Annotated in this window: 21 protein-coding genes; 16 read left to right on the top strand and 5 right to left on the bottom strand. The window is 44.1% G+C overall.

Going from position 1 to position 21,143, the window contains the following annotated elements; all coding sequences use genetic code 11:
• Positions 1-220: 220 nt before the first annotated feature.
• From QUB35_RS30640 to QUB35_RS30620, 5 genes are all read left to right on the top strand, one after another.
• The gene (locus QUB35_RS30640) at positions 221-808 is read left to right on the top strand and encodes an adenylate kinase (RefSeq protein ID WP_333145393.1); all 588 of its coding nucleotides are present in this window, start codon (positions 221-223) and stop codon (positions 806-808) included.
• 120 nt (positions 809-928) lie between these two features.
• Positions 929-2,380, top strand: coding sequence for a P-loop NTPase fold protein (locus QUB35_RS30635; protein WP_333145392.1), 1,452 nt, complete (start codon positions 929-931; stop codon positions 2,378-2,380).
• Positions 2,381-2,393: 13 nt separating this feature from the next.
• Entirely contained in the window at positions 2,394-3,323 is a 930-nt protein-coding gene (locus tag QUB35_RS30630) for a CBS domain-containing protein (protein ID WP_333145391.1), read from the top strand.
• A 22-nt stretch (positions 3,324-3,345) separates the two neighbouring features.
• Positions 3,346-4,389, top strand: coding sequence for a CBS domain-containing protein (locus tag QUB35_RS30625; RefSeq protein ID WP_333145390.1), 1,044 nt, complete (start codon positions 3,346-3,348; stop codon positions 4,387-4,389).
• 34 nt (positions 4,390-4,423) lie between these two features.
• Positions 4,424-4,648 carry a hypothetical protein gene (locus QUB35_RS30620; protein ID WP_333145388.1) on the top strand — a complete coding sequence of 75 codons (225 nt, stop codon included), beginning with the start codon at positions 4,424-4,426 and terminating at the stop codon, positions 4,646-4,648.
• A gap of 272 nt (positions 4,649-4,920) precedes the next feature.
• Here QUB35_RS30620 and rpsD read toward each other — a convergent pair whose 3' ends face one another.
• Positions 4,921-5,529 carry a 30S ribosomal protein S4 gene (rpsD, locus tag QUB35_RS30615; RefSeq protein ID WP_193975783.1) on the bottom strand — a complete coding sequence of 203 codons (609 nt, stop codon included), beginning with the start codon at positions 5,527-5,529 and terminating at the stop codon, positions 4,921-4,923.
• 193 nt (positions 5,530-5,722) lie between these two features.
• On the opposite strand from rpsD, the gene QUB35_RS30610 reads away from it, so the two are divergent.
• Both QUB35_RS30610 and QUB35_RS30605 read left to right on the top strand, forming a co-directional pair.
• Positions 5,723-6,352: a hypothetical protein gene (locus QUB35_RS30610; RefSeq protein ID WP_333145387.1), complete on the top strand. Its 630-nt coding sequence runs from the start codon at positions 5,723-5,725 to the stop codon at positions 6,350-6,352.
• A 205-nt stretch (positions 6,353-6,557) separates the two neighbouring features.
• The gene (locus QUB35_RS30605; protein ID WP_333145386.1) at positions 6,558-6,905 is read left to right on the top strand and encodes a rhodanese-like domain-containing protein; all 348 of its coding nucleotides are present in this window, start codon (positions 6,558-6,560) and stop codon (positions 6,903-6,905) included.
• Positions 6,906-6,997: 92 nt separating this feature from the next.
• On the opposite strand, the gene QUB35_RS30600 is transcribed toward QUB35_RS30605, so the two are convergent.
• A complete protein-coding gene (locus QUB35_RS30600) occupies positions 6,998-8,725 on the bottom strand; it encodes an AAA-like domain-containing protein (RefSeq protein ID WP_333145384.1) in 1,728 nt (575 codons plus the stop codon).
• Between the two features lie 302 nt (positions 8,726-9,027).
• On the opposite strand from QUB35_RS30600, the gene metK reads away from it, so the two are divergent.
• Both metK and QUB35_RS30590 read left to right on the top strand, forming a co-directional pair.
• On the top strand, positions 9,028-10,290 hold the full coding sequence (metK, locus tag QUB35_RS30595) for a methionine adenosyltransferase (RefSeq protein WP_333145382.1): 1,263 nt from the start codon (positions 9,028-9,030) through the stop codon (positions 10,288-10,290).
• 203 nt (positions 10,291-10,493) lie between these two features.
• A complete protein-coding gene (locus QUB35_RS30590) occupies positions 10,494-11,666 on the top strand; it encodes a family 10 glycosylhydrolase (protein ID WP_333145381.1) in 1,173 nt (390 codons plus the stop codon).
• 64 nt (positions 11,667-11,730) lie between these two features.
• On the opposite strand, the gene QUB35_RS30585 is transcribed toward QUB35_RS30590, so the two are convergent.
• On the bottom strand, positions 11,731-11,892 hold the full coding sequence (locus QUB35_RS30585; protein ID WP_333145379.1) for a hypothetical protein: 162 nt from the start codon (positions 11,890-11,892) through the stop codon (positions 11,731-11,733).
• Between the two features lie 333 nt (positions 11,893-12,225).
• Here QUB35_RS30585 and QUB35_RS30580 point away from each other — a divergent pair, with 333 nt between their 5' ends.
• The 3 genes from QUB35_RS30580 to QUB35_RS30570 all read left to right on the top strand — a co-directional run bounded on the left by QUB35_RS30580 (position 12,226) and on the right by QUB35_RS30570 (position 16,831).
• Complete coding sequence (locus QUB35_RS30580; protein ID WP_333145377.1) at positions 12,226-14,142, top strand: HEAT repeat domain-containing protein; 1,917 nt, start codon at positions 12,226-12,228, stop codon at positions 14,140-14,142.
• A 238-nt stretch (positions 14,143-14,380) separates the two neighbouring features.
• Positions 14,381-14,686: a hypothetical protein gene (locus QUB35_RS30575; protein WP_333145376.1), complete on the top strand. Its 306-nt coding sequence runs from the start codon at positions 14,381-14,383 to the stop codon at positions 14,684-14,686.
• A 180-nt stretch (positions 14,687-14,866) separates the two neighbouring features.
• Positions 14,867-16,831, top strand: a complete 1,965-nt coding sequence (locus tag QUB35_RS30570; RefSeq protein WP_333145375.1) for a HAMP domain-containing sensor histidine kinase — start codon at positions 14,867-14,869, stop codon at positions 16,829-16,831.
• Positions 16,832-17,145: 314 nt separating this feature from the next.
• On the opposite strand, the gene QUB35_RS30565 is transcribed toward QUB35_RS30570, so the two are convergent.
• On the bottom strand, positions 17,146-17,331 hold the full coding sequence (locus tag QUB35_RS30565; protein ID WP_333108588.1) for a ribbon-helix-helix domain-containing protein: 186 nt from the start codon (positions 17,329-17,331) through the stop codon (positions 17,146-17,148).
• Positions 17,332-17,526: 195 nt separating this feature from the next.
• On the opposite strand from QUB35_RS30565, the gene QUB35_RS30560 reads away from it, so the two are divergent.
• Entirely contained in the window at positions 17,527-18,009 is a 483-nt protein-coding gene (locus QUB35_RS30560) for a hypothetical protein (RefSeq protein WP_333145374.1), read from the top strand.
• A gap of 336 nt (positions 18,010-18,345) precedes the next feature.
• Here QUB35_RS30560 and QUB35_RS30555 read toward each other — a convergent pair whose 3' ends face one another.
• Positions 18,346-19,236 carry a hypothetical protein gene (locus QUB35_RS30555; protein ID WP_333145373.1) on the bottom strand — a complete coding sequence of 297 codons (891 nt, stop codon included), beginning with the start codon at positions 19,234-19,236 and terminating at the stop codon, positions 18,346-18,348.
• A gap of 83 nt (positions 19,237-19,319) precedes the next feature.
• Between QUB35_RS30555 and QUB35_RS30550 the strand changes: the two genes are divergently transcribed.
• From QUB35_RS30550 to QUB35_RS30540, 3 genes are all read left to right on the top strand, one after another.
• The gene (locus QUB35_RS30550) at positions 19,320-19,925 is read left to right on the top strand and encodes a hypothetical protein (protein ID WP_333145372.1); all 606 of its coding nucleotides are present in this window, start codon (positions 19,320-19,322) and stop codon (positions 19,923-19,925) included.
• 168 nt (positions 19,926-20,093) lie between these two features.
• A complete protein-coding gene (locus tag QUB35_RS30545; protein WP_333145371.1) occupies positions 20,094-20,660 on the top strand; it encodes a hypothetical protein in 567 nt (188 codons plus the stop codon).
• Positions 20,657-21,070, top strand: coding sequence for a type II toxin-antitoxin system VapC family toxin (locus QUB35_RS30540; protein ID WP_333145369.1), 414 nt, complete (start codon positions 20,657-20,659; stop codon positions 21,068-21,070). Before QUB35_RS30545 ends, QUB35_RS30540 begins: the two co-directional genes overlap by 4 nt.
• The last annotated feature ends 73 nt before the right edge of the window (positions 21,071-21,143 follow it).

Genomic DNA, 21,143 nt, shown 5'->3' with positions numbered 1-21,143 from the left:
ATAAATTGATAATGTTCCATAGTTGCGGATGATTATTTTTTGTTTTAAGGTAGATATTACATTGGTCTTTCATGCTTCTGGTCATATTTTTTTGTGACCGTTTCTAGTGCTTTGGGAAAATGCTAATGTAATGATAGGGTAATTTGGTAGTCTTTGTTAGCTTTAAGTTCGTTATCAACAAAACAATCCTAGCTTATCCAACAGTTGAATCATAAAAAGTATGCGAATTATATTTTTAGGCCCGAATGGCGCAGGCAAAGGCACTCAAGCTGCGATCGTAGCCAAGAACTTCGGGATTCATCACATTTCAACCGGCGAACTACTGCGCGAGGAGCGAAAAAACAAAACTGAGATAGGCCAAAAAGCACAATCTTATATAGATAAAGGATCATTAGTCCCTGATAGCATTGTGCTAGATATTGTAAAAGAACAATTAACTAAAAAAGAAGCAACACCAGGTTGGATATTAGACGGATTTCCTCGGAACGTCGCTCAAGTAGGAGCTTTAGACAAATTATTAAGGGATTTAGATCGGCCAAGTTGTGATTGTGTTATCAATTTTGATGTACCAGACTCAGTTTTAGTTCAGCGACTGAGAAAGAGGGCCATTAAGGAAAATCGTACAGATGATACTCCAGAAGTTATTCGGCGACGCATCCAAATTTTTCAGGAAGAAACTGCACCTTTAATCAACTTATATAGTGAGTGGTTGTTGCTAGAAACCATCAACGGGTTTATGTCTAAAGAGGCAGTTACATCAGCAATTAAAGAAGTTTTGTCAGAAGTAAAAAAGCCCACTAAGTCCTAATTCAAGACTTACGCATACCTAGCGTAATTCTGTCATTGTTCGCTGTGCGTCGCCATCTCAAACCCATGTTTTTCGTACTGGGTAAGTCCTTTAATTGATAAATCAAGGAGTACACAAGTTATGTCTTTTAATCAAGTTGATAGAAATATCATTCGTGGTGGCCCAGGAAGTAGCAGTGAGCTTAATTATGATATTTACGCAGAATTACTGTGTAATATGGCGATCGAGGCTACACAACCACTTTCGGAACAAGAACGACATCGTATTTTGATGCAAAATCAATATCATAAAGAAAGTGCTTTTACCATTGGTATTTTTGGTTCTTGGGGGAGCGGCAAAACCAGCCTCATGGCACGAATGAGAAGTGACTTTGAACAATTAGGAACTCGTTCTGCCCAAAAATATAAAACGGTTTGGTTTAATGCTTGGAAATATGACGATAAACAGGACATTAAAAATGCCATAATCCAGACTATTCTCAGTCAAATATGTGAAGACACAAGTATTAATGTAGAAGAGCGCAAGAATATTACAAAAGCGGCTTTAACCTATTCAGTTTGCGCTTTAAAATTAGCTGGCATTTTAGCCAGAGGATATATTAATGTTCAAACAGCAGGTCTTGTTAATACACAAGACATAGCTAAAGAATTAGAAATGTGGGCTAATCCCGATGGAAAACCTCACCTCATTAATCCTTATCAATTTATCAACAACTTTGAAAATGTCTTTAAAAATGCAGTGCAAAGTTATGTGGGTAACGATGGTAGATTGATGATATTTATTGATGATTTGGATCGTTGCTTACCAGAAAATGCTTTATCTGTCCTAGAATGCTTGAAATTGCATTTAGATCAGTCTAACTGTATCTTTGTCATTGGACTTGATAAAAGAATTATTGAGCAAGCGGTGGGACAAAGATACCCTAAAGAGCTTGGTATTACTGGTAGGGAATATATAGAAAAAATAATCAATCTTAACTTTTTTCTATCTGATAAAAATCGAGATGAAGTTAAAGATAGACTGCTTCAAGGTTCTTTAACTGCTCAGTATAGTAATGATGAAAAAATATGGGGGATGATTTCTAAAGCGACTAATTCAAATATCCGTAAAATGCAACAATTTATTACGGCTTTTTATATGATTCAAGAGATTGTAAAAAAACACAACTCGACGATTGCTGATAAGCTCGCACAACCCCGATTAACCGACGATCATCGAAGCATACTTGAAAATAAAAAAATAGACTGGAATACTGATGACAAGTATAAATTTTGCAAAATAATTTTACTTCAGTTAAATTTTCCTGATTTTTACGATCGTTTAGCTAACAATCATCAACTTATGGATCAAATATACAGTGCTTGGCAAAAGGAATGTGGAACAGATGATAGCATAGATATTGGCATAGATAATTTAATCAAGTCTACGAACAAACATCCAATATTTGCACAATTCTTAGAAAATCGAAATTTAATAGACTTTATAGTTACCTACTATAATGATGGTAAAATCACAAATAGTGATGACTGGAAAGCGATTCAAAAATTATCTCAATCTGTAACTTATATGTAATCGTTGAAAAATCATGGAAAATAGCGATGGAAGTATAGAAGATACGAAGGTCATAACCAATGATTTTTGTATCTTAAAAGATACAGATACAGTAGCAGAAGCATTAGCTTTAGTTACTCTGCAAAATGCGAGTGAAATTGTTATTGTAGATGAGGATAAAAAATTTGCGGGTATCCTAACTGACTTATCAATTTTACGATCATTACCACCGCCAGCTTTAGATGTACCTGTTAAGTTTAGAATTAAACCCCCTAAACTTCGCAAACAGTTAAATGAGGAAGTGGTTAATAGTTTAAAAAAGCAGATAAAAGAGGTATTTAAACTAGAAAAAATCCAGCCTTATACTTCTAAAAATCAGAGGCTCATTTATGCGATCGATAAATTAGTGGAATCCTATAAATCAACTTCAGCAATCAGAGTTTTACCTATTATCAATGAGGACGAAACAGTTTATGGCGTAGCTTCTCCCGAAAGCATCTTAAGTCACATTAAATCTAATCAAAAATTTTGTCAATTGAAAGCCGAACGCTTTTTAGCGTTACCGGAAGCGAGTGGTATGGAACAACCATATACTCTACTACCATCAGATACCCTAGCTCAAGCCCGATTTGCGATGAAATATTTGCCGATAGAGCATATAACTATCTGCGATCGCGATGGCAATTTGCTAGGAATGGTTGATAAAAAGCAGGTGACAACACTGACTCATCCCATGTATTTTAGTTTAATGGGTATATCTTTATCGGAAATAATGAAACCTGTAACTAAATTATGTTTGGTTGAGAAAAGTAAAACCTTGCAAGAGTGTATTAATGCTTACTTAAATTTGGAATTTAAGGAAGTAGTTATTGTTGAACAATTGCTAGGCAATATTTACCCAAAAATGGTAGTAACACCTATTGATATTTTACAATTCCGCGTACAAGTTTACCGTCAAAATTAAACAATAAAGGAGGATTTTAATCATGTCTATTAATAATATGGAAGCACGTATCGATCAGGAGTTCCCTGCACTCCAACAGAATAGACCCTTATGGTGGTTACAGCCAACTGACACAGTGGACTATTTAGACGCTATGATGGATGAATTTAAAATCAGGCACGTCCCAATTATTGAGCCTATTGATCCTAAAAGTGATGAACCAAAAGGGGAGTTAAAAACTGTCATTAGCAAGACAGACCTAGTGAAAATTTTAACTCCTCCCAACGAACTATATCCGCCAGAATTCCCTCTGACACCTCAACAAAAATTACAACTGCGAAAATTCAATCAAGAAATTAGTGCAAAATGTCTTAATGAAATTGAGGATTTTGCAAAACTTATGACGATACCTGTCAAGACTCTTTCTCTCAAAAATAGTAAAGTTAAAGATGTTTTTAAGGATTTAATGAATCCTGTAAAACCCGAAGGAGAAAATTTTACTCGACGATATCGGACTCTATGTGTATATGGAGATAATAAGCTTATCGTAGGAACAATATCCTACACCGATGTATTGCGTAAAATCAACGATCCAACAAGTCATACACAGTTCTTAAGGGCAACTATAGGTCAAAATAGCCTATTTAAGAAAAGAGAGGATCTTACTGTATTAACTGAGGATGACAATTTGTTGCGTGCCCGAAGAATTTTGAAGGAAAATTCCTTTACTCATATTCCTATCACAACAGCAGATGGTAGATTTGTGACAGGAATAGTTGATGATGTAATTGTTAATACTTTTTTACACGATATAACTTTGACTCAATACTCAAAATTGCCGTTAAAATATATTATGCTTCCGGTGAATGAGAGAAACAGCGTAAGTCCTGGAGATCGTACCTCTGAAGTGATTGAAACATTTGTTCCAGATAATTCTAAGGATAGACCTACTGCTCTTGTAGTTTGCACAAAAGACTCTGATAGTGGTAAATTTACCTTCGATGGAATAATCAGCTATACTGATATTTTTCGAGGCTTCCTAATGTTTATAAATCCAGGCTCGCCAACTCCTGAAAATCCCCAATAAACCGCAAACGAATTGACGCAAACCAACTCCAAAAATGATTGTAGGTCGTCTCACCGTCAAGCATCAGATTATTGATTATGAAAAACAATCTGATTTCAACGAAAACCTTAGATATTCTCCTTGGAACGGCTTAGCAGTTCATCGTCCAGTAGGTGCGATCAATCGGATACGCGGTGTTGTTTACCCGGTTGTAGCGAATTATCGCCTTCAAAAGCGAGGTCTTGTCCACCAAGAACCAACCGGAGAAGAAACATTTTAAGGAAATAATTTGAGGTGGGGACATCATTTAATGCCATCAGCCAGGTGTCGTCTGAGCAAATGGCAACTCAAAGAACTTAACAAGCGAAACCTTCAAAAAATCCCATCCCTTTTTAGGGGGTGGGAGTGTTGAAAATTTTTAATTCTTAGTCCTCAGTCCTTAGTCCTCATTATTCAGTAGCAATTAATCAATAACTGGGTTCCTACCCAATTATTAATTATTCTGCTAGCAACCAACTGATGACTAATGACCAACGACTGATGACTAATAACTTAAGCTTGCCGTGAGTAGTATTCCACGACTAGCAGTTCGTTAATCTGTAGAGCTATCCACTCGCGTTCGATAACGCCGTTAACTTTGCCAATTAGTTTTTGCTTATCAAATTCCAAGTGATTTGGCAAGTGAGCCAAGCCTGGGTCTTTGAGATTAGCTTCTACCATTGTGCGCGAGCGCTCTCTATTTTTCACAGCAACCACATCACCAGGCTTGCACTGATAGCTGGCGATATTGACTTCACGGTCATTGACAGTTATGTGACCGTGATTTACCAATTGTCTAGCGGACGGAATGGTTGGAGCCATTCCCATCCGAAACACAGTATTGTCCAAGCGCATTTCCAAAAATTGCAGTAACACTTGACCTGTGGAGCCCGTGACACGGCGGGCTTTGCGGACGTAACGGAGCAGTTGGCGTTCCGTCACACCGTAATTGAAACGGAGTTTTTGCTTTTCTTGCAAGCGAACCGCATACTCAGAGAGCTTTTTGCGGTTTTGACCGTGCTGTCCAGGCGGATAATCTCGTCTGGGGGTTTTGCGGGTTAGACCCGGCAACTCTTTCAGGCGACGGACGATTCTCAATCGGGGGCCTCGATATCGAGACATTTATTTTCCTCTCTAATATCTGTATGCAATATTTATGCAGACTCTATATTATATGTTGGTAACGGTCAAAATTAAAATAAAGATCGATAAAAAAACGATCGACCGCAGCGCGATCCATAATGTGCGGTAAATTCTGAAGGAAAAGCCGATCGATCGCCCCAATCAGCCAAAAAAACTCACTACTCGATCTGCCATGCACAACCGCAATTTTTCCCGCACTTCTTCCCCAAAGCCAGCACCGACAGGCTCAAAGCCTACCGCGCGCTGGATATTGGCTCTCGGCACGCAGCTAGCAGCACTAGGTTTGTTGGCAGCAGCACTGCCAATCTCACCAGCATCAGCCATTACTATTAGAATCCCTCGCTCTAGGAATCCCTATCGCGTCTGCGCCCTGGAACTAATCGAAGCCGGAGTGGGGGCAGAGGCCGCCGCCGCCGCTTGTGCTGACGCCCTCCACCCCCGTGACATATCTAAATGTGCCCTCCAAATCAACCGCAAAACCAATATTTCGGGTGTCGAAGCGCTCTCTAGCTGTCGGCGGGTGAGGCGTCCCCAAGAATTGGCTACTTGCGTAGTGAATATTAACGGCAAAACTCGAACTCAACCGGCAGATCCCCTGCTAGTGCTCGATGGATGCCGCCGCAGTTTATTGCCACAAGAGTTTGCTGAATGCGTAGTCGGTTTGAGCGGCAGGCTCGACTTTCCCACTGACAGCTTAATCGCAACTTGTCTCGATCCGAGGGGCAGCGTGAGCCAGTTGGACGGGCGCCCTGCACCTACCCCTCCTGTGGAGCTAATTTCACCGCCTGCGCCTCTCAATTAATTACTGTTAACAGTTGACTGTTGACTGTTGACTGATGACTGTTGACTGATGACTGATGTCCGATCGATTAACAATAATATCCTGGTCGGGGCGGGTTTTTGAGATTGTCCATTATTGGCAGGTATTGTTGGTGAACCCGCCCCTACAAAAATCGCGGTCGCTCGACCGGACATGATATGACTAATGACTACTTTTTTTTAATCAAATGTCAGAAATTTTTGCTCAAATTACAGTCGAAGAATTAGCTCGCCAATTAGCAGAAACCAATGCTGAGAAATTGCAGCTTGTAGATGTGCGGGAACCTTACGAAATTGAACTCGCGGCGCTGCCGGGATTTGTAGCTTTTCCGTTGAGCGAGTTTGCCGAATGGTCTGGTGAAATTGACGCTAGACTCGATCGCGACACAGAAACCCTCGTTCTGTGCCATCACGGAGTGCGATCGGCTCAAATGTGCCACTGGTTAGCCACTCAAGGATTTACTAACGTTAAAAATATCGTTGGTGGTATCGATGCTTACTCAATGGTGGTCGATCGAACCGTCCCCCGCTATTAACATCAAATCCAGTTCTTAACTATCATTTTTTTCAGAGTCCGCGCGGGCGGACTTTGTATGTGTAGAAACGAATTATATTTCCCCGGAATTAGCTAATTAACAGCAGCAAATCGAAAATTTAAAAGCGTACTCATAGTGAGCCGATCGCGCCCGTGCCTTTTCGAGTCATAAAGAGCCTCATCAGCCGCCAGTAGCAGCGTTGTCGCATCATTTTCCGGCCCCGGAACAACGCTGGCAATTCCCAAACTAATCGTTACCACAGAATTAGGTAGACCGTCAACAGTCTCCGGGTTAAAAACAATATTCAAAGCTTTCACTTTCGCTCTAATTTGTTCGGCAACAACCAGAGCAGCCGACGCATCAGTTTCCGGTAAAATCACAGCAAATTCCTCGCCCCCGTAGCGAGCAGCTACATCAGCAGGACGCTGGAGCGATCGGCGAATTGTCTGAGCTACCGCTCGCAAACACTCATCTCCTGCTTGATGTCCGTAGGTATCGTTATATATTTTGAAATAATCCAGGTCGCACAAAATCAAAGATATCGGACACCCCTCACGAGCCATCTGTTTCCATTCCGCTCGCAAGCAACTATCAAAATGCCGTCTGTTACCAATTTGAGTAAGTTCGTCCACATTCACCAAAGTTTGCAGCCTTTGATTTTCCTGCAGCAACTCCTCAAAACCAACCACCGACAACTTCTCCTCGCACAAATTTTGCCCTTGAAAATACAGGCGATATAATTCGCAAGACAAACTACAGTTATTTCCCTCTAATTTGACAAGTCCCATGCTGTCTAACTGATAAGCCATCAAAGGTTCGAGGTAAATGCTATTTTTAGCATCGACAACTTGTTGGAATGCGGAGGCGAGTTCGGGCTGCTGTTGAATGGCGATCGACTGATTTTGCAAGTAGTCGCTATAAATTCCGCTGTGAGTAGGAGCTGCTGTTAACAGTTCTGCCAACTCGGCTCGCCCCAGTTCCTCCCCAGGCTCATCCCGATCGCCCGACTGGCGATTTTGTTGCAAAATTGCCAGGTGATACAGCGCTAAATGTACTAGATAAGGATGCCCGCCTACCATGTTCATTAATTGCTCTATCGGATCGCTATTGCTCCAGTTCAGTCCGTGTCTGCACGCCAAATCTTGAACTTGTTCAGCAGTAAATTCTGATAGTTTAATCGGCATTCCTACATTAAATGGAGATTGATTAACATTCAAAGCAATATAATTTTCTCTCGAATGAATGACAACGGTGCGGAGTTTTTGCCAAGTTTTGCTAGCGCGAGCTTGTTCGTACCAAAAACGGAGCATCGAAAGAAAATCTTGAGCAATGTTGGTGCGTTCAAATACGCGATTTATTTCGTTGATAACCAAGACAATGGGACTGTCAATTTGTTTGAGCAAATAGTTGTCAAAGTAAATAGTGCAGCTTACTTTGCTGCCCATATCTTCATCCCAGAATTCATCAATATTTGGTTCGAGTTTGAGTTGCCGAGCGACATTGACACAAAACCAGCGCAAAAATTTATCTAAACTAGCAAAAACCGCTGCGTCGGCTTGCTTAAAGTCTACAGTTACTGTGCGGTATCCACGATCGACTGCCGCGTGAATTATCCGCAGCATCAGCGAACTTTTGCCCATTTTTTTGGGAGCTTTAATGCGAACAAGGCCTCCGGGTTTGCTAATTTCTGCACAGGCGAGGGCTTCGGCCCCTGAGCGCTCAATATAAAATCGAGAGTCAAGCGGTATGGGGCCGCCGGGAAATTCTAGGTCGGCAACTGTTTGGATCATCAAGTTTGGTGATTTTTGGAGTCCTGCCATAGTTCTTGCACAAGGCGATACCCTGACTGTATCTTACCTTTGTCAGGTTACGGGGTAGAGGAGCGGTGTCCGAGATCGATCTACAATCCTACAAAATCTAAGTTTTTAGGGACTTCCCGGAACTCACTTTGCTATAGTAGTGTCACTTTACCCAATCTCAAACCCTGCTTCAACACGGCTCTGCAGATCGACAAAAATTAGACGGTAGCCCAGACGCGATCGTTCTTGGCCTTTACCGGAAAAATAACTCGTCGGTCGTCGAGGTCGCGCAGGAAGAGCCCCTATCTAAGGAGAAATAATCATTGTCACGCCGCTACCTGTTTACCTCTGAATCGGTCACTGAAGGCCATCCCGATAAAATCTGCGATCAAATTTCAGATACGATTTTAGATGCCTTACTGACTGAAGACCCCAAAAGCCGCGTCGCAGCCGAAGTTGTCGTCAACACCGGCTTAATGCTGCTGACGGGCGAAATTACCACTAAAGCTCAGGTAAATTACATAGAATTAGCCCGGAAAAAAATAGCCGATATTGGCTACATCCACGCTGACAACGGCTTTTCGGCCAATAGTTGCTCAGTGTTGGTGGCTCTTGATTCTCAGTCTCCCGATATTGCTCAAGGGGTGAATACAGCCCACGAAAGCCGGGAACAATCGAGTGAAGAGGAATTAGACGCCATTGGAGCAGGCGACCAAGGCTTGATGTTCGGCTTTGCTTGCAACGAAACGCCGGAATTGATGCCTCTGCCGATCAGTTTAGCGCACCGGATTTGCCGTCAACTGGCCGCAGTCCGCAAAACCGGTCAGTTATCTTACCTGCGTCCCGACGGCAAAAGCCAAGTTACGGTGATTTACGAGGACGGCAAACCTGTTGGCATAGATACGATTTTAATTTCTACGCAGCACACCGAGACGATCGGCGACATCACAGAAACAGCCGCAGTTCAAGCCAAAATCAAAGAAGACCTGTGGGCTGCAGTCGTCCAACCCGTGTTTGCCGATATTAGCGTGAAGCCGGATGCAGAAACTCGCTTCCTTGTCAACCCCACTGGCAAATTTGTGGTCGGCGGGCCTCAAGGAGATTCGGGTTTGACGGGCCGCAAAATTATTGTGGATACCTACGGCGGCTATTCCCGCCACGGCGGCGGCGCTTTTTCTGGGAAAGACCCCACTAAGGTAGACCGCAGCGCGGCTTATGCTTGTCGCTACGTTGCTAAAAATATCGTAGCGGCTGGTTTGGCCCAAAAGTGCGAAGTGCAGTTGAGTTATGCGATCGGCGTTGCGCGGCCTGTTAGCATGATGATCGAAACTTTTGGCACTGGAAAAGTTGATGACGATCGCCTTTTAGAAGTTGTGAAGCAGCATTTTGAACTGCGTCCTGCGGGCATCATTCAGGCATTTAACTTGCAGAATTTGCCTGCTGAAAGAGGCGGCCGTTTCTATCAAGATGTGGCGGCTTACGGTCACTTCGGACGCACTGATTTAGATCTGCCTTGGGAGGAAACCGATAAGGCGGAACTTTTGAAAGAAGCTTTGAGCCAGAAGTTGTCGGGAGTAGCTGGATAGTACAATTTTGGGGCGTGTACGGCGCCCCTTATCCATAAATAATATTGGGTGCTACCAATCAATATAGGGTGCGTACTCCGCACCTTATTCATAAATAATATCGGGTGTTCTTCGGCGCACCTTATCCATAAATAATATCGGGTGCTACAAATTAATAACGTAGCGTGCGTACTCCGCACCTTACAAAAAAAAAGAATAAATAAATGCGATTTTTCACACCTTTCCAATCTGGAATTCGCAGTTTGGTCTCTTCGTTCCAACAGCGGTTGGCGACTGGATTTTTTGCACCAAATCCACCAGGGCTGCCAAGTTCGTTACCGGCTGACAATCCTGGTGGGATTCGCGGCGTTTGGATACCCAGCACTGACTGCAAAGTTCTCACCTCAAAACAGCGAATTGCTGAGGCAATGGACTTTCTCGCCGATACGGGATTTAATACCGTTTTTCCTGTAGTTTGGAACGGGGGTTTTACGGCTTATCCTTCTCAAATTATGTGGCAACAATTTGGGGCGGAAATTGACGTGCGGTATCGCGGTCGCGACCCCTTGGCAGAATTAATTGTTGAGGCCAAGAGAGTTGGTTTAAAAGTGATTCCTTGGTTTGAATACGGATTTGTGAGTTCTTACAATCGCAAGGGCGGTCATTTGCTGGCGAAAAAACCTGAGTGGATTGCCCGTGATGCCAGCGGCAATTTACTTAAAAAAAATAACTTTGAATGGATGAATTCTCTTGACCTGGAAGTGCAAGACTTTGTGCTGGGGTTGATGCTGGAAGTTGCTAAGAATTATCCGGTAAACGGCGTTCAAGGAGACGATCGCATTGCGTTCCCGGTAGAAGGCGGTTACGACGAAAAAACGGTTAAACGCTATCGAGAAGAGTGCGGTAGAGCAGCACCATCGGATTGTAAAGAGCAACATTGGGTGCAGTGGCGTGCTAATATTATTACTGAGTTTGTAGCTCGTTTATACCGAGAAGTGAAAGCGATTAATCCTGATTTGTTGCTATCGATGTCGCCGAGTCCTTATGACTGGGGGCTGGTGGAATATTTGCAAGATTCTAAAGCTTGGGTTGACAAAAATTTGGTGGATCTGCTTCACCCGCAGTTTTATCGCCGCGATTTTAATGCTTACAAACAATTGGTCGATAAAATGATTTCGGGACAGCTTAGCGGGCAGCAAGTAAAGTGCGTGTCGCCCGGTATTTTGTTGACGAATCGAGGCAGTAAATATAGCATAACTCCCGAACTGTTGTTGCAAGTAATTGCTTACAACCGGTCTTGCGGGATTCAAGGAGAAGTGATGTTTTTTTACGAAGGTTTGCGAGATAACGATAATGCTTTGGCTAAGGTTTTAAAAAAAGGGCCCTATGCTCGTTGAGAGATTGTCCCGGAATCAAGGAGTTGGCGGTTGGCTGCGGTCAATCGATTTTAGATTTTAGATTTTAGATTTTAGATTTTAGAATTGAAGTATTGACCCCACGGATGAATCCGGGGGCTTGTATCCTGGATGCTTGATTGTCAACCGTGCCGATCGCTATTTCCAGCCAAGTTGGTATAAACTTAGGATGTGGCACCATTCTCAGTAAGCTTTTATGAACAGGCAAGATGCCTGTTCCACAAGAAAATTCACTCTTTGTGGAACAGGCATCTTGCCTGTTGCTGACAATGGTTCAAGATGTGAGTATAAAATGATATAGCAGAGCTATGCCCGTTAATAGCACAGCGATGCCAAGCAGCAAGCGCTACTCATTGTCAAGGTGATCGCCCAAACAAACCCAATAATTAATAATTGGGGAGTTGCAAAAATAGTGGAATAAGACATATTTTAGAAGTGGTGCAAGCTTTTTTTTAGAAGTAGCGTTTTGTAGACGGCATATTTTTTAAAGACAGTTTAAAAGAGCAATCTCAACCGCTCGCCACAATATTAGGATAAATCAGTGACATCAGCAGCAAGCCTCATCCAACAGCTACCCGAACTCAGCGATGCTCAATTCCATCAAAAATATTTGAAACAAAAACAAGGGATGCACACCTTGGCGACTATATTGCCGCAAGTAGAACAGCAAAGTCTGGCTTTGCGGGCAGTAAAGTTAGCTCTAAAAGTAAATTTAAAACTCGGCTCGAAGCTAGCAGGAACGGTAAAGCCAGAATTTCAAATAGCCACAATAAAATTAATCGACAAAATCCCCACTTCACCGCTGCTCAAAATTAAACTGCTGGCCCTCACAAGTTCCGATATGGCAATTCCGATGTTGGTGGCCGCATTGAACCACAAAGAAAGTGCAGTGCGCCTGGATGGGATTCGAGCGATCGGGAAAATCGGCTCCGAAGCAGCAGTAATTGAATTAGCCCGATCGCTCGAATCCAAAGATTCCCAAATCCAAGCTTGGGCCGCTTGGGCTTTAGGAGAAATTGACTCGAAACCAGCCACCGTAGCACTGCTCAAAGCCGTCAAACACCCAGATTCCAAGGTGCGCGCCTGGGCTGTTTGGGCCTTGGGCAAAATTAACCCGAAAACAGCCGTCCCCGCGCTGCTGAAAGCCCTCAAACACCAAGACTCCGAGGTGCGCTGGCGGGCCGCCGTCAACTGCGGGAAAATCGGTGTTTCTGAGGTAGTTCCCGGGCTGCTGAATGCCCTCAGAGACGAAAATCACATCGTCCGCGCTAGGGCGGCGGCGGCTTTGGGGAAAATCGGCGATTCTGAGGCAGTACCAGGCTTAGTAGAATTGCTTCACGATGATCCCGACTCCTATGCAGTTTCTTTGAGGGCCGCCGAGGCCTTGGGACAAATTGGCACGGAAACGGCTGTGGCGGGATTGGTGGAAGCCCTCAACCATGACGATTCAGACGTGCGCGGCAGTGCAGTTTCTGCGTTGGGAGAAATCAGCAGCGAGGTGGCTATGGTGGCCGTAATCGGGTCGCTCTCGGATCGAGATATTTTCGTGCGCGGCAGGGCGGCGGTTGCCCTTGGGAACATCAATACAGAGGGAGATGCGAAATTGCCAAAAATGGTGGTTGCGGGACTGGCGAGCGCAATTGGCGACAGCGAATCTTATGTGCGGTGGAGAGTTGCTGCTGCTTTGGGGGAAATTGGGACAGAGGAAGCTGTGGCAGGTTTGGTACGGCTGCTGGGGGACGAAGCTTCTGGAGTGCGCCAAAAGGCTGTTAAATCCCTCGGTCAAATTGGCTCAACGGCTGCTATTTTGGCTCTGGAAACAGCTTTAAATCGCGAATTTGCTGACGTTCGTGCGCTGGCTGCCCAATACTTGGCGGATGTCAGGATTGAGGCAGAAACAGTTGATTTTGATCCCTCTGTTTCCCCAGATTTATCGGGTGAAAAACTGCCGAAAATCCTGATTGCTTCGCAAGTAGAAGCCAGTGAATACATTGTCGATCGCGCTGCGGGGCGCGAGATTAAATACCTGATCTCGATCGGCAGTCCGGGTGTGCCCGAACCCAAAAATTTTCATCAAATCCCGAACCGAATGTGCCTGGAGTTTAACGACCTCGACACCCCCGTTGACGACCCCGATCAAATTTTGCCTACCCTTGAGGATATACTGAAAATTATTGATTTCGCCCTTAAAATATCGTCGCAGGGAGGCAGTTTGCTCATCTGCTGCCAAAGTGGGATCAGCCGTTCAACGGCCACAGCTTTGACTGTTTGTGCTGCGCTGTTGGGTCGTGGCAAAGAACGGGAAGCTTGGGCGTTGGTGCTCGCTGCCAGACCCCAAGCCAAGCCGAATCGCTGGATGGTACACTTGGCCGATGAAGCTTTGGGTAGAGACGGTAAGCTAGGACTGGCGATCGAATTGACTACCGTAACTGCAGAACTCGCAATTGCCAAAAATTGACATAAAGCATCCAGGATACCCGCCACGTGATTCATCCGTCCAGAAATAAAAAACCTGTATCCGATAAAACTTGCCGAACGTATTTATCCGTGGGGTCAATTCTAAAATCTAAAATCTAAAATCTAAAATCTAAAATCTAAAATCGATTGACTCGCAGAAACCGGGTTTCTTTTCACAAGACCTACAGTTATACTCAACTAACGACACTTCACCTCAGACTTGTCTTTGCGGGGCAACGATGCCAAAAGTCGATCGCCAGGGTGCAAAAGTTCGATCGGCTGCTGCATTTGTGACATTCTGTGCTATGAAGTTGTCGGATGCTCAACAAAAACCGTCAAGCAATCGTCGCATTGCTGGTAGCCAAAGTCCAAAGCGAAGGAATCGGGTGCATTGTCAACAGACAATATCAGCTTTGGGCTACTCACAGGCAAAACAGGTCAGAGAGAATTTTCTGCCTGTAACATTCCACGCGGGGATAATTCACTGCGGGGATAAATTTTTATTTCTTTTGCCTGCTGCAGACTTTTACGAGTCGAAAAAGTAATTTGGCAACAGTCCTCAACAGCCTAATTATCTCTTAGACATCAACCGAATTTAAGTTTCTCCTCTGACTCGACCAGAGTTTCAGATGCTTTTTCGCAGATGTCTACCGTCAAATAGACAAGCTTTTCCGTTTGGAGAACTTAAGATAGTGATAGATTTTAACAGAATACAGGGGTTGCATATGTCAAAAATTAACTTGCTAAAAAAAACAGGACACGAAGCAAGTTTCTCGGTTGCCGTTTGGGAAGAACAGGGGGAATTGAATCGAGAATTAGAACCATTTAACCAGCCGAAAAAAAACGTGGAAACGCGAAAAGTTAACCCAAAATCTACAAATTCAGGTAAACAGATGCCAGTTTGTATCTCCGAAGAAGTGGCTTCTGGAGCAACCGTGAATCACCAAAAATATAACCCTAGTTTTGTAGAAAAATTATCCTTAAAAGTCCGCGAAAGTTTGCCATCTAAAATTGGCGGTTTGCCTATCCATCAAAAAATTGGCTACGGGTATTTGCTGGCAATAGGAATCGGATTTTTGGGTTCGCTGAGCGGACTGGTGATTGCCGATTACTACCAAGGACAAGGATTAAAGCAATTCAATGATGCTCACCTACAAGCGCAATTGATCGGCAATTTTAAAGAGGCAACCCTGACGGCCCAATTGCAGGGTTCACAGCTAGATTCTTTTGTAGATAATCCGGTCAAGCTAAAACAGCAAGAAGCGCAGTTGCTTAAGAGTATTGTTCAGGCAAAAAATCTGCGGTTGCGTATAGAAAACTTTGCCGACAGCCAACCCGCTTGGCTGGCAGCAAAGCCGGAAGTTCTCAAGTTTTTAGTGCAAAATTGCACGAAAAATTTAGAAGCATACGCCGATAGTCTCAAGTCAACTTTGCAGGAAATCCAGCAATCGCAACTGTCGCCTGGGGAGATAGAGTCGGCCAGAAAATTGCTCGCAATCGAAAGCGGAGAAGGTGTAAAACAGCTCAACAGCAGCCTTGAGGAATTGAACAAAATCCTGGATATTGCCCAGCAGCAAGAGGGCCAAGGTGGTGAAGTGATGGAAGACGCCCAAGGCATGGAAAAAGCCATAATTATTATTAGTATGCTGCTGTCGGTAGTGGTGGCGGGAATGGTGGCTTACCGGACGAGTCGGGCGATCGCCCAACCTGTTATCAGCGTCACTCAGGTGGCCCAACAAGTAGCCGCTGAGTCTAATTTTGACTTGCGAGCACCCGTCACCGGACAAGGCGAAATTGGCTCTCTGGCTGCCTCTCTCAATCACCTAATCGAGCGGGTTTCGGGACATACAAAAGAATTAGAACAAGCTAAGGAAGTCGCCGTCGCCGCTAACACTGCTAAAAGCCAGTTTTTAGCAACTATGAGCCACGAATTGCGGACGCCTTTAAATGCGATTATCGGCTACAGTCAACTACTTTCAGAAGATGCCCAAGATGCGGGATTTGATGAGTTTGTACCCGATTTGCAGAAGATTGAAAAAGCAGGCGCGCATCTGCTATCTTTGATTAACGATATCCTTGATTTGTCAAAATTTGAAGCGGGGGGTATGAAACTCGAAATCCAGGAGTTTGACATCGAATCCCTGATTGACAATGTTGCGAGTGCCGCGAAACCGTTGGTAGAGAAAAATGGCAATGTTTTGGAGATTGAGTGCGATCGAACTGTGGGCATAATGCACGCAGATTTCAAAAAAGTGCGACAGGTTTTGATACATCTGCTTAGTAATGCTGCGAAGTTCACCAAAAACGGTAGGGTGAAAGTGACTGTGAAGCGCATTGCAGGAAGTGGAAAATTGAATGCAGCAGGGCGTGAGGCGATTGACGATTCAATGGCTGCCGATGAAATTTCTTCTGGGGCAATTGCTTGTCCCCTGCTGAATGTTCAAGACACCGATTGGATTTGTTTATCGGTTAAAGATACCGGAATTGGAATGTCGGAAGAACAACAGCACAAATTGTTTGAAGCTTTTGTGCAAGCTGACTCTTCAGCAGCGCGACCTTACGACGGCGCCGGGTTAGGGCTGACACTTAGCCGCTACTACTGTCAGATAATGGGTGGGGAAATTTTGGTAGAAAGCCAAGAGGGGAAAGGGTCTATTTTCACTGTCCGTATACCAGCAGGAAACGGGTGATGTAATTTTTGGGGCGAGAGATGTAGGGGGTAGGCAGAGGGGCGAAAATGTATGTTTCAAACCTCTGGCTGTATGTCGAAATGCTTTAGTCTTGTCAGTGGGGGCGATCGGACTCTATAAATTCTAACTGGTTATTGTGCCAATTTAAACAGCACAAACCGCTTGCTGCTGAACTCCAACCTAAGTCTATGCCGATAAATTTCATATAGTTCTGGACGCACGGATGGTCAGAAACCGGGTTTTTTTGCCAAATACTTCGTTACAGCCGGCAAAAACTGCAAAAAACCCGGTTTCTTGGGCTTTGATGCGTCCACTCAACTCTTCTCCTGCTTGTCATCCGATGGCTGGGGCTGTTGTTTCATTTCCTTTTGGCGTTCTCTGGCTGCTTGCTCCAAAATGAATGCTGATAAGCTGCTGACTGAACGGCGTTCTTGACTTGCCCACTCTTCAAGGATGTCATAGATTCCATCGGCTAAATAGGTCGCTAAGCGTTTGGTCATAAAAGATTCATTATTTTTTAGTTTAAGCCGATCGTCATTGTGCTGTATCTAGACCATCCTGTCGAATATGGCTCATTTAAAGCATATATGTATGCTATATTCATGCTATAAGCTGAACAAGTCAAAAGCCAGCGCGAGCCCTAGGAAAGTTCTTCGCTGGCTGATGGCCCCTAAATAAGCAAGGAGACAATTTCTATGGTACAGCCTGGAAGCGACGGCAGCGAATATACTCGCGGCTATCAACAAGCTTTAGATGACTTTGGCATCACGCAACTGCTGTCGGGTATCCGCAGCTACTCTGATGAGGATTTTGAGGCCGATCGCGCGCGCATGACTGGGCCAGAGATCGAAAGCTTTGCGGTGTTTCTGATTCTGCGCGTCGGGGCGAATCTCAAAGGAAGTACGATCGCCCGCTACCTCAACACTCTCAGAAAAGCAAATTCTCCGACGATCGCCGATCGCCCCGCGATCGAACTCAACTCAAATTCGCGAGGGAAAACACCTGAAAAGTCAAAGCAGGGCGATCGCACTTCTTGGGCGATCGTCCGAATTTTACCGAATGCTGAGCACTATACAATTGCGCGTTTTGTCAATCGCCAAGATGCGGACGATCGGCGGAGGGCTTTGTGTCGGTTTATTCCAGGGGGTGTGTTTGAAGTTGTGTGCGATCGCACCTAATCAATAAACCTCTCGAATAATCATTGTGGAACAGGCATCTTGCCTGTTCAAGACTGGCTTTTCTGGAAATGTCTAATAAACACAAATGACGGTGACAATTGTAGCGACTCCGCATTAAGTCCGTCGGGGGTTGAAACCCCCGCCTCATAGCGAAAGTCCTCGCTATGAGGACTATAAATGACAAATCACTCTTTCAGTCGTCTTCAGACGACTTCAGCTATGAGACAGGGGTTTCAACCCCTGGCGGACTGGCGGACTGGCGGACTGGCGGACTATCGGACTAACCAAGGTTTCTGGCCACCTGTGTATAATCATGGATGAAAACCAGCCCCAAATTTATTTAGACTGTTTAGAAGCTTCGGGACTTACAATTAACAATTGATCGCCGGATTGACTTTGTTGAATGGCAATCACTGGCGGGCGAGCGTTAGGGTCTTTTTGCTGTTCTTTTGTTAAAGCCGGAAACAGATAAATCCAGTTTCCTCTCTCCAAAAGCAACCGCCAAACTCTAGGTTCTTTGGGATTATTGATATCAGTATAATCTCTTTTGCTCAAATCAGCAAATAGACCTGCATCGCCGATCGCCTTAAATCCTTTGGGGTCTAGTCGGAGTGTTGGATCGTCGAGTTTTCTGCCTAAAGCAATGTTGTCTTGCTTGGCGATTAAGGCAACGGCGGGTAAAGAGGAATTTTCCCCGGCATCGCGTCGGGCATCGGCAATACCTTGGTGGTATGCTGACCAAAACAACACTAGCAATACCCAACCGACGATGATAATTTCGTCAACGAGCGATCGCAATAATTTTATCGAGTTATATCTATTGACATTAAATTGTTGCCAAGAGTTCAGGATGCGGTAAAGCCACGGGAATCTTCTGGCGTAAGTAGAGGAAAGCCACCGTGTAATTGTTCCATTAATTTTAGCAGCTACTGTCTTGTTTATACTATTAACCAGCCACAAACTGAGGTAAATTGCGAGGGCTGTCAGCAGAAGGGCGATCGCACTTCTGAATATTGTCCAGCCATCGCCTAAAAATACCTGAAGCGGTACTAGGAAAAACGATTCTACTGGTAAATCGAGGGTAATTACATTTAGCTGAAAGCAGGAAAAATAAGACCAGCGATAAATCCAGCCGGTGAAAAACAAAGCGGCACTGAGTAAGCCAACAACACTGGCAAAGTTGCCTAAAATATTCGATTCGGGAGTAGGTTGGGGAGAAGCAGTCACGGAATCACCTTCAAAGGATGTGGAGTACAACTTTAGGACAGTAGCACGGGTAACGCTTATCCTTGAAGGGGGTTTAGGGGACGATGAAACGCAAAACACTTTCTTTTCTAATTGTAGCACTTTTTACAGTAACGGCGGGTATGGCAGCACAAGTTAATGCGGCCACTCAGGAAGTCCAGAAACAGAATTTGCCATCCGTACAAGCACGGGCTAACGCTAGCGGGTCGATACCCCTAGCGTTGCCGACGCAAGCGGAAATTGTGATGAAAGGGGGCGGAAAAAGAGACGGTCAAGTTGTGCAGATTGATGAGAAAACGCAAAAAGTATTGATACAGCTAGGACAAGAAAAGCGATCGATCCCTTTGAGTCAAATTGATAAAATCGTGTTTTCCAAAAGTGCGGTGGTTTATCGTAGTAGTAATGGGGGGCCAGTTGTGCGGGGCGATGGCACTCCAGCGAAAGGTCGTCCAGAGATTTGGCGGGGTATTCCTATAAACGCTTTTCGCTTGCTAGATCCGAATAAAGGTCAAGCGGATGTGAAGCTAGAGTCTGTTCTTTCTCTTGACAAGTTGGACAGTATCAGGTCAGTTATGGTTGGAGATGGGAAAAATAAACGGCAATTTGTCGTGGATGAAATGCAGTTTGATGTGCAGAAAAAGACGATGACAATTGCCGCGACTCCGTATTGAGTCCGTCGGGAGGTCAGAAACCGGGTTTTTTTACGAAAATATTTCGTTGCAGTCCGCAGATTCGGTAAAAAACCCGGTTTCTTTAGTCGGAGTGCATAAGCCCTGTCTATTTCAATGAAGCTCCTAATGCTACAATAGGTAAAAGTTCGTTAAGAGGGACATATAACCATGCAAATCAAAGGGATAAAACGGGGTAATTTTATCGAAATTTCAGAAAATACGAACATTCCTGACGGTTCAGAAGTTCTGCTTGAAGTCGGGGAAGTTTCGCTAAACTCCGAGGAGAAGCTGGCAAAGATGAAAGAGTTTTTGGCAGGTTTGTCAGATGAAGACAGAGAGGAATGGCGAAAAATTGGAGAATTCCTAGAAAGTGAGCGTGCAATTAATAGACAATTATCAGTGCAATCTCATAAAATACAGGACCGTTCCCTGCTGTTTGGGAGCGATCGAGGAATAATTACAACTTCTGATGACTTTGATGAACCGCTGGAGTTATTGCCATCACCGTTAGTCAATAGCTTGCTGGAAAAAGCTAAAGAATTGACTAAAGTATCTGCTGAGTTAACTGAAATTATTGCTAAGATTGAGAAAGAACGCCAGATTGAGAAACCTAAAAATTTTTGGGAAGCCATCCTAAAGTTTCGTCAAGAAAACAATCTAGAAGAAGCAGGAATTGAGGCAGAAGTTTTTGAGGGACTCAGAGATTCATCACCAGGGCGCGAGGTTATTTTGTGAGTTTGCAATTTTTATTAGATACTAACGTACTTTCGGAACCAACTAGACCAATTCCGAATGCAAATGTGGTTAAAATGTTAGAGCGATACAAAGAAGAAGTTGCGACGGCAACAGTTGTATTTCACGAACTTTTATTTGGGTGTAAGCGACTTCCTGAATCAAGGAAACGTCGAATTCTAGAAAGTTATCTCTATGAGACAGTTCGAGTTCAAATTCCTCTGCTGCCTTATGATACTAATGCTGCCATCTGGCACGCGACAGAAAGAGCGCGTCTCTCCAGTATTGGAAAAACTCCATCATTTGCAGACGGTCAAATTGCGGCGATCGCTAAAGTAAACGAATTGATACTCGTAACAAACAATGTTTCAGACTTTGCCGATTTTCTCGACTTACAAATAGAAAACTGGTAAGCTGTTGTACCTTTAAATAGGGTATAATAAAAAAGGAGTTTAGTCAATCTCTACAAAAATGCCAGCTAAAAAC

This window comes from Microcoleus sp. B13-B6 (genome assembly GCF_036705405.1).
Classification (GTDB): Bacteria; Cyanobacteriota; Cyanobacteriia; order Cyanobacteriales; family Microcoleaceae; genus Microcoleus.
This window is presented reverse-complemented; position numbering and strand designations above follow the sequence as displayed.

Bases quoted from the DNA above. Each gene is read 5' to 3' on its own strand.
- QUB35_RS30640 (WP_333145393.1), top strand. From the start codon at position 221: ATGCGAATTATATTTTTAGGCCCGAATGGCGCAGGCAAAGGCACTCAA.
- QUB35_RS30635 (WP_333145392.1), top strand. From the start codon at position 929: ATGTCTTTTAATCAAGTTGATAGAAATATCATTCGTGGTGGCCCAGGA.
- QUB35_RS30630 (WP_333145391.1), top strand. From the start codon at position 2,394: ATGGAAAATAGCGATGGAAGTATAGAAGATACGAAGGTCATAACCAAT.
- QUB35_RS30625 (WP_333145390.1), top strand. From the start codon at position 3,346: ATGTCTATTAATAATATGGAAGCACGTATCGATCAGGAGTTCCCTGCA.
- QUB35_RS30620 (WP_333145388.1), top strand. From the start codon at position 4,424: ATGATTGTAGGTCGTCTCACCGTCAAGCATCAGATTATTGATTATGAA.
- rpsD (WP_193975783.1), bottom strand. From the start codon at position 5,529: ATGTCTCGATATCGAGGCCCCCGATTGAGAATCGTCCGTCGCCTGAAA.
- QUB35_RS30610 (WP_333145387.1), top strand. From the start codon at position 5,723: ATGCACAACCGCAATTTTTCCCGCACTTCTTCCCCAAAGCCAGCACCG.
- QUB35_RS30605 (WP_333145386.1), top strand. From the start codon at position 6,558: ATGTCAGAAATTTTTGCTCAAATTACAGTCGAAGAATTAGCTCGCCAA.
- QUB35_RS30600 (WP_333145384.1), bottom strand. From the start codon at position 8,725: ATGGCAGGACTCCAAAAATCACCAAACTTGATGATCCAAACAGTTGCC.
- QUB35_RS30590 (WP_333145381.1), top strand. From the start codon at position 10,494: ATGCGATTTTTCACACCTTTCCAATCTGGAATTCGCAGTTTGGTCTCT.
- QUB35_RS30575 (WP_333145376.1), top strand. From the start codon at position 14,381: ATGCCAAAAGTCGATCGCCAGGGTGCAAAAGTTCGATCGGCTGCTGCA.
- QUB35_RS30570 (WP_333145375.1), top strand. From the start codon at position 14,867: ATGTCAAAAATTAACTTGCTAAAAAAAACAGGACACGAAGCAAGTTTC.
- QUB35_RS30565 (WP_333108588.1), bottom strand. From the start codon at position 17,331: ATGACCAAACGCTTAGCGACCTATTTAGCCGATGGAATCTATGACATC.
- QUB35_RS30560 (WP_333145374.1), top strand. From the start codon at position 17,527: ATGGTACAGCCTGGAAGCGACGGCAGCGAATATACTCGCGGCTATCAA.
- QUB35_RS30550 (WP_333145372.1), top strand. From the start codon at position 19,320: ATGAAACGCAAAACACTTTCTTTTCTAATTGTAGCACTTTTTACAGTA.
- QUB35_RS30545 (WP_333145371.1), top strand. From the start codon at position 20,094: ATGCAAATCAAAGGGATAAAACGGGGTAATTTTATCGAAATTTCAGAA.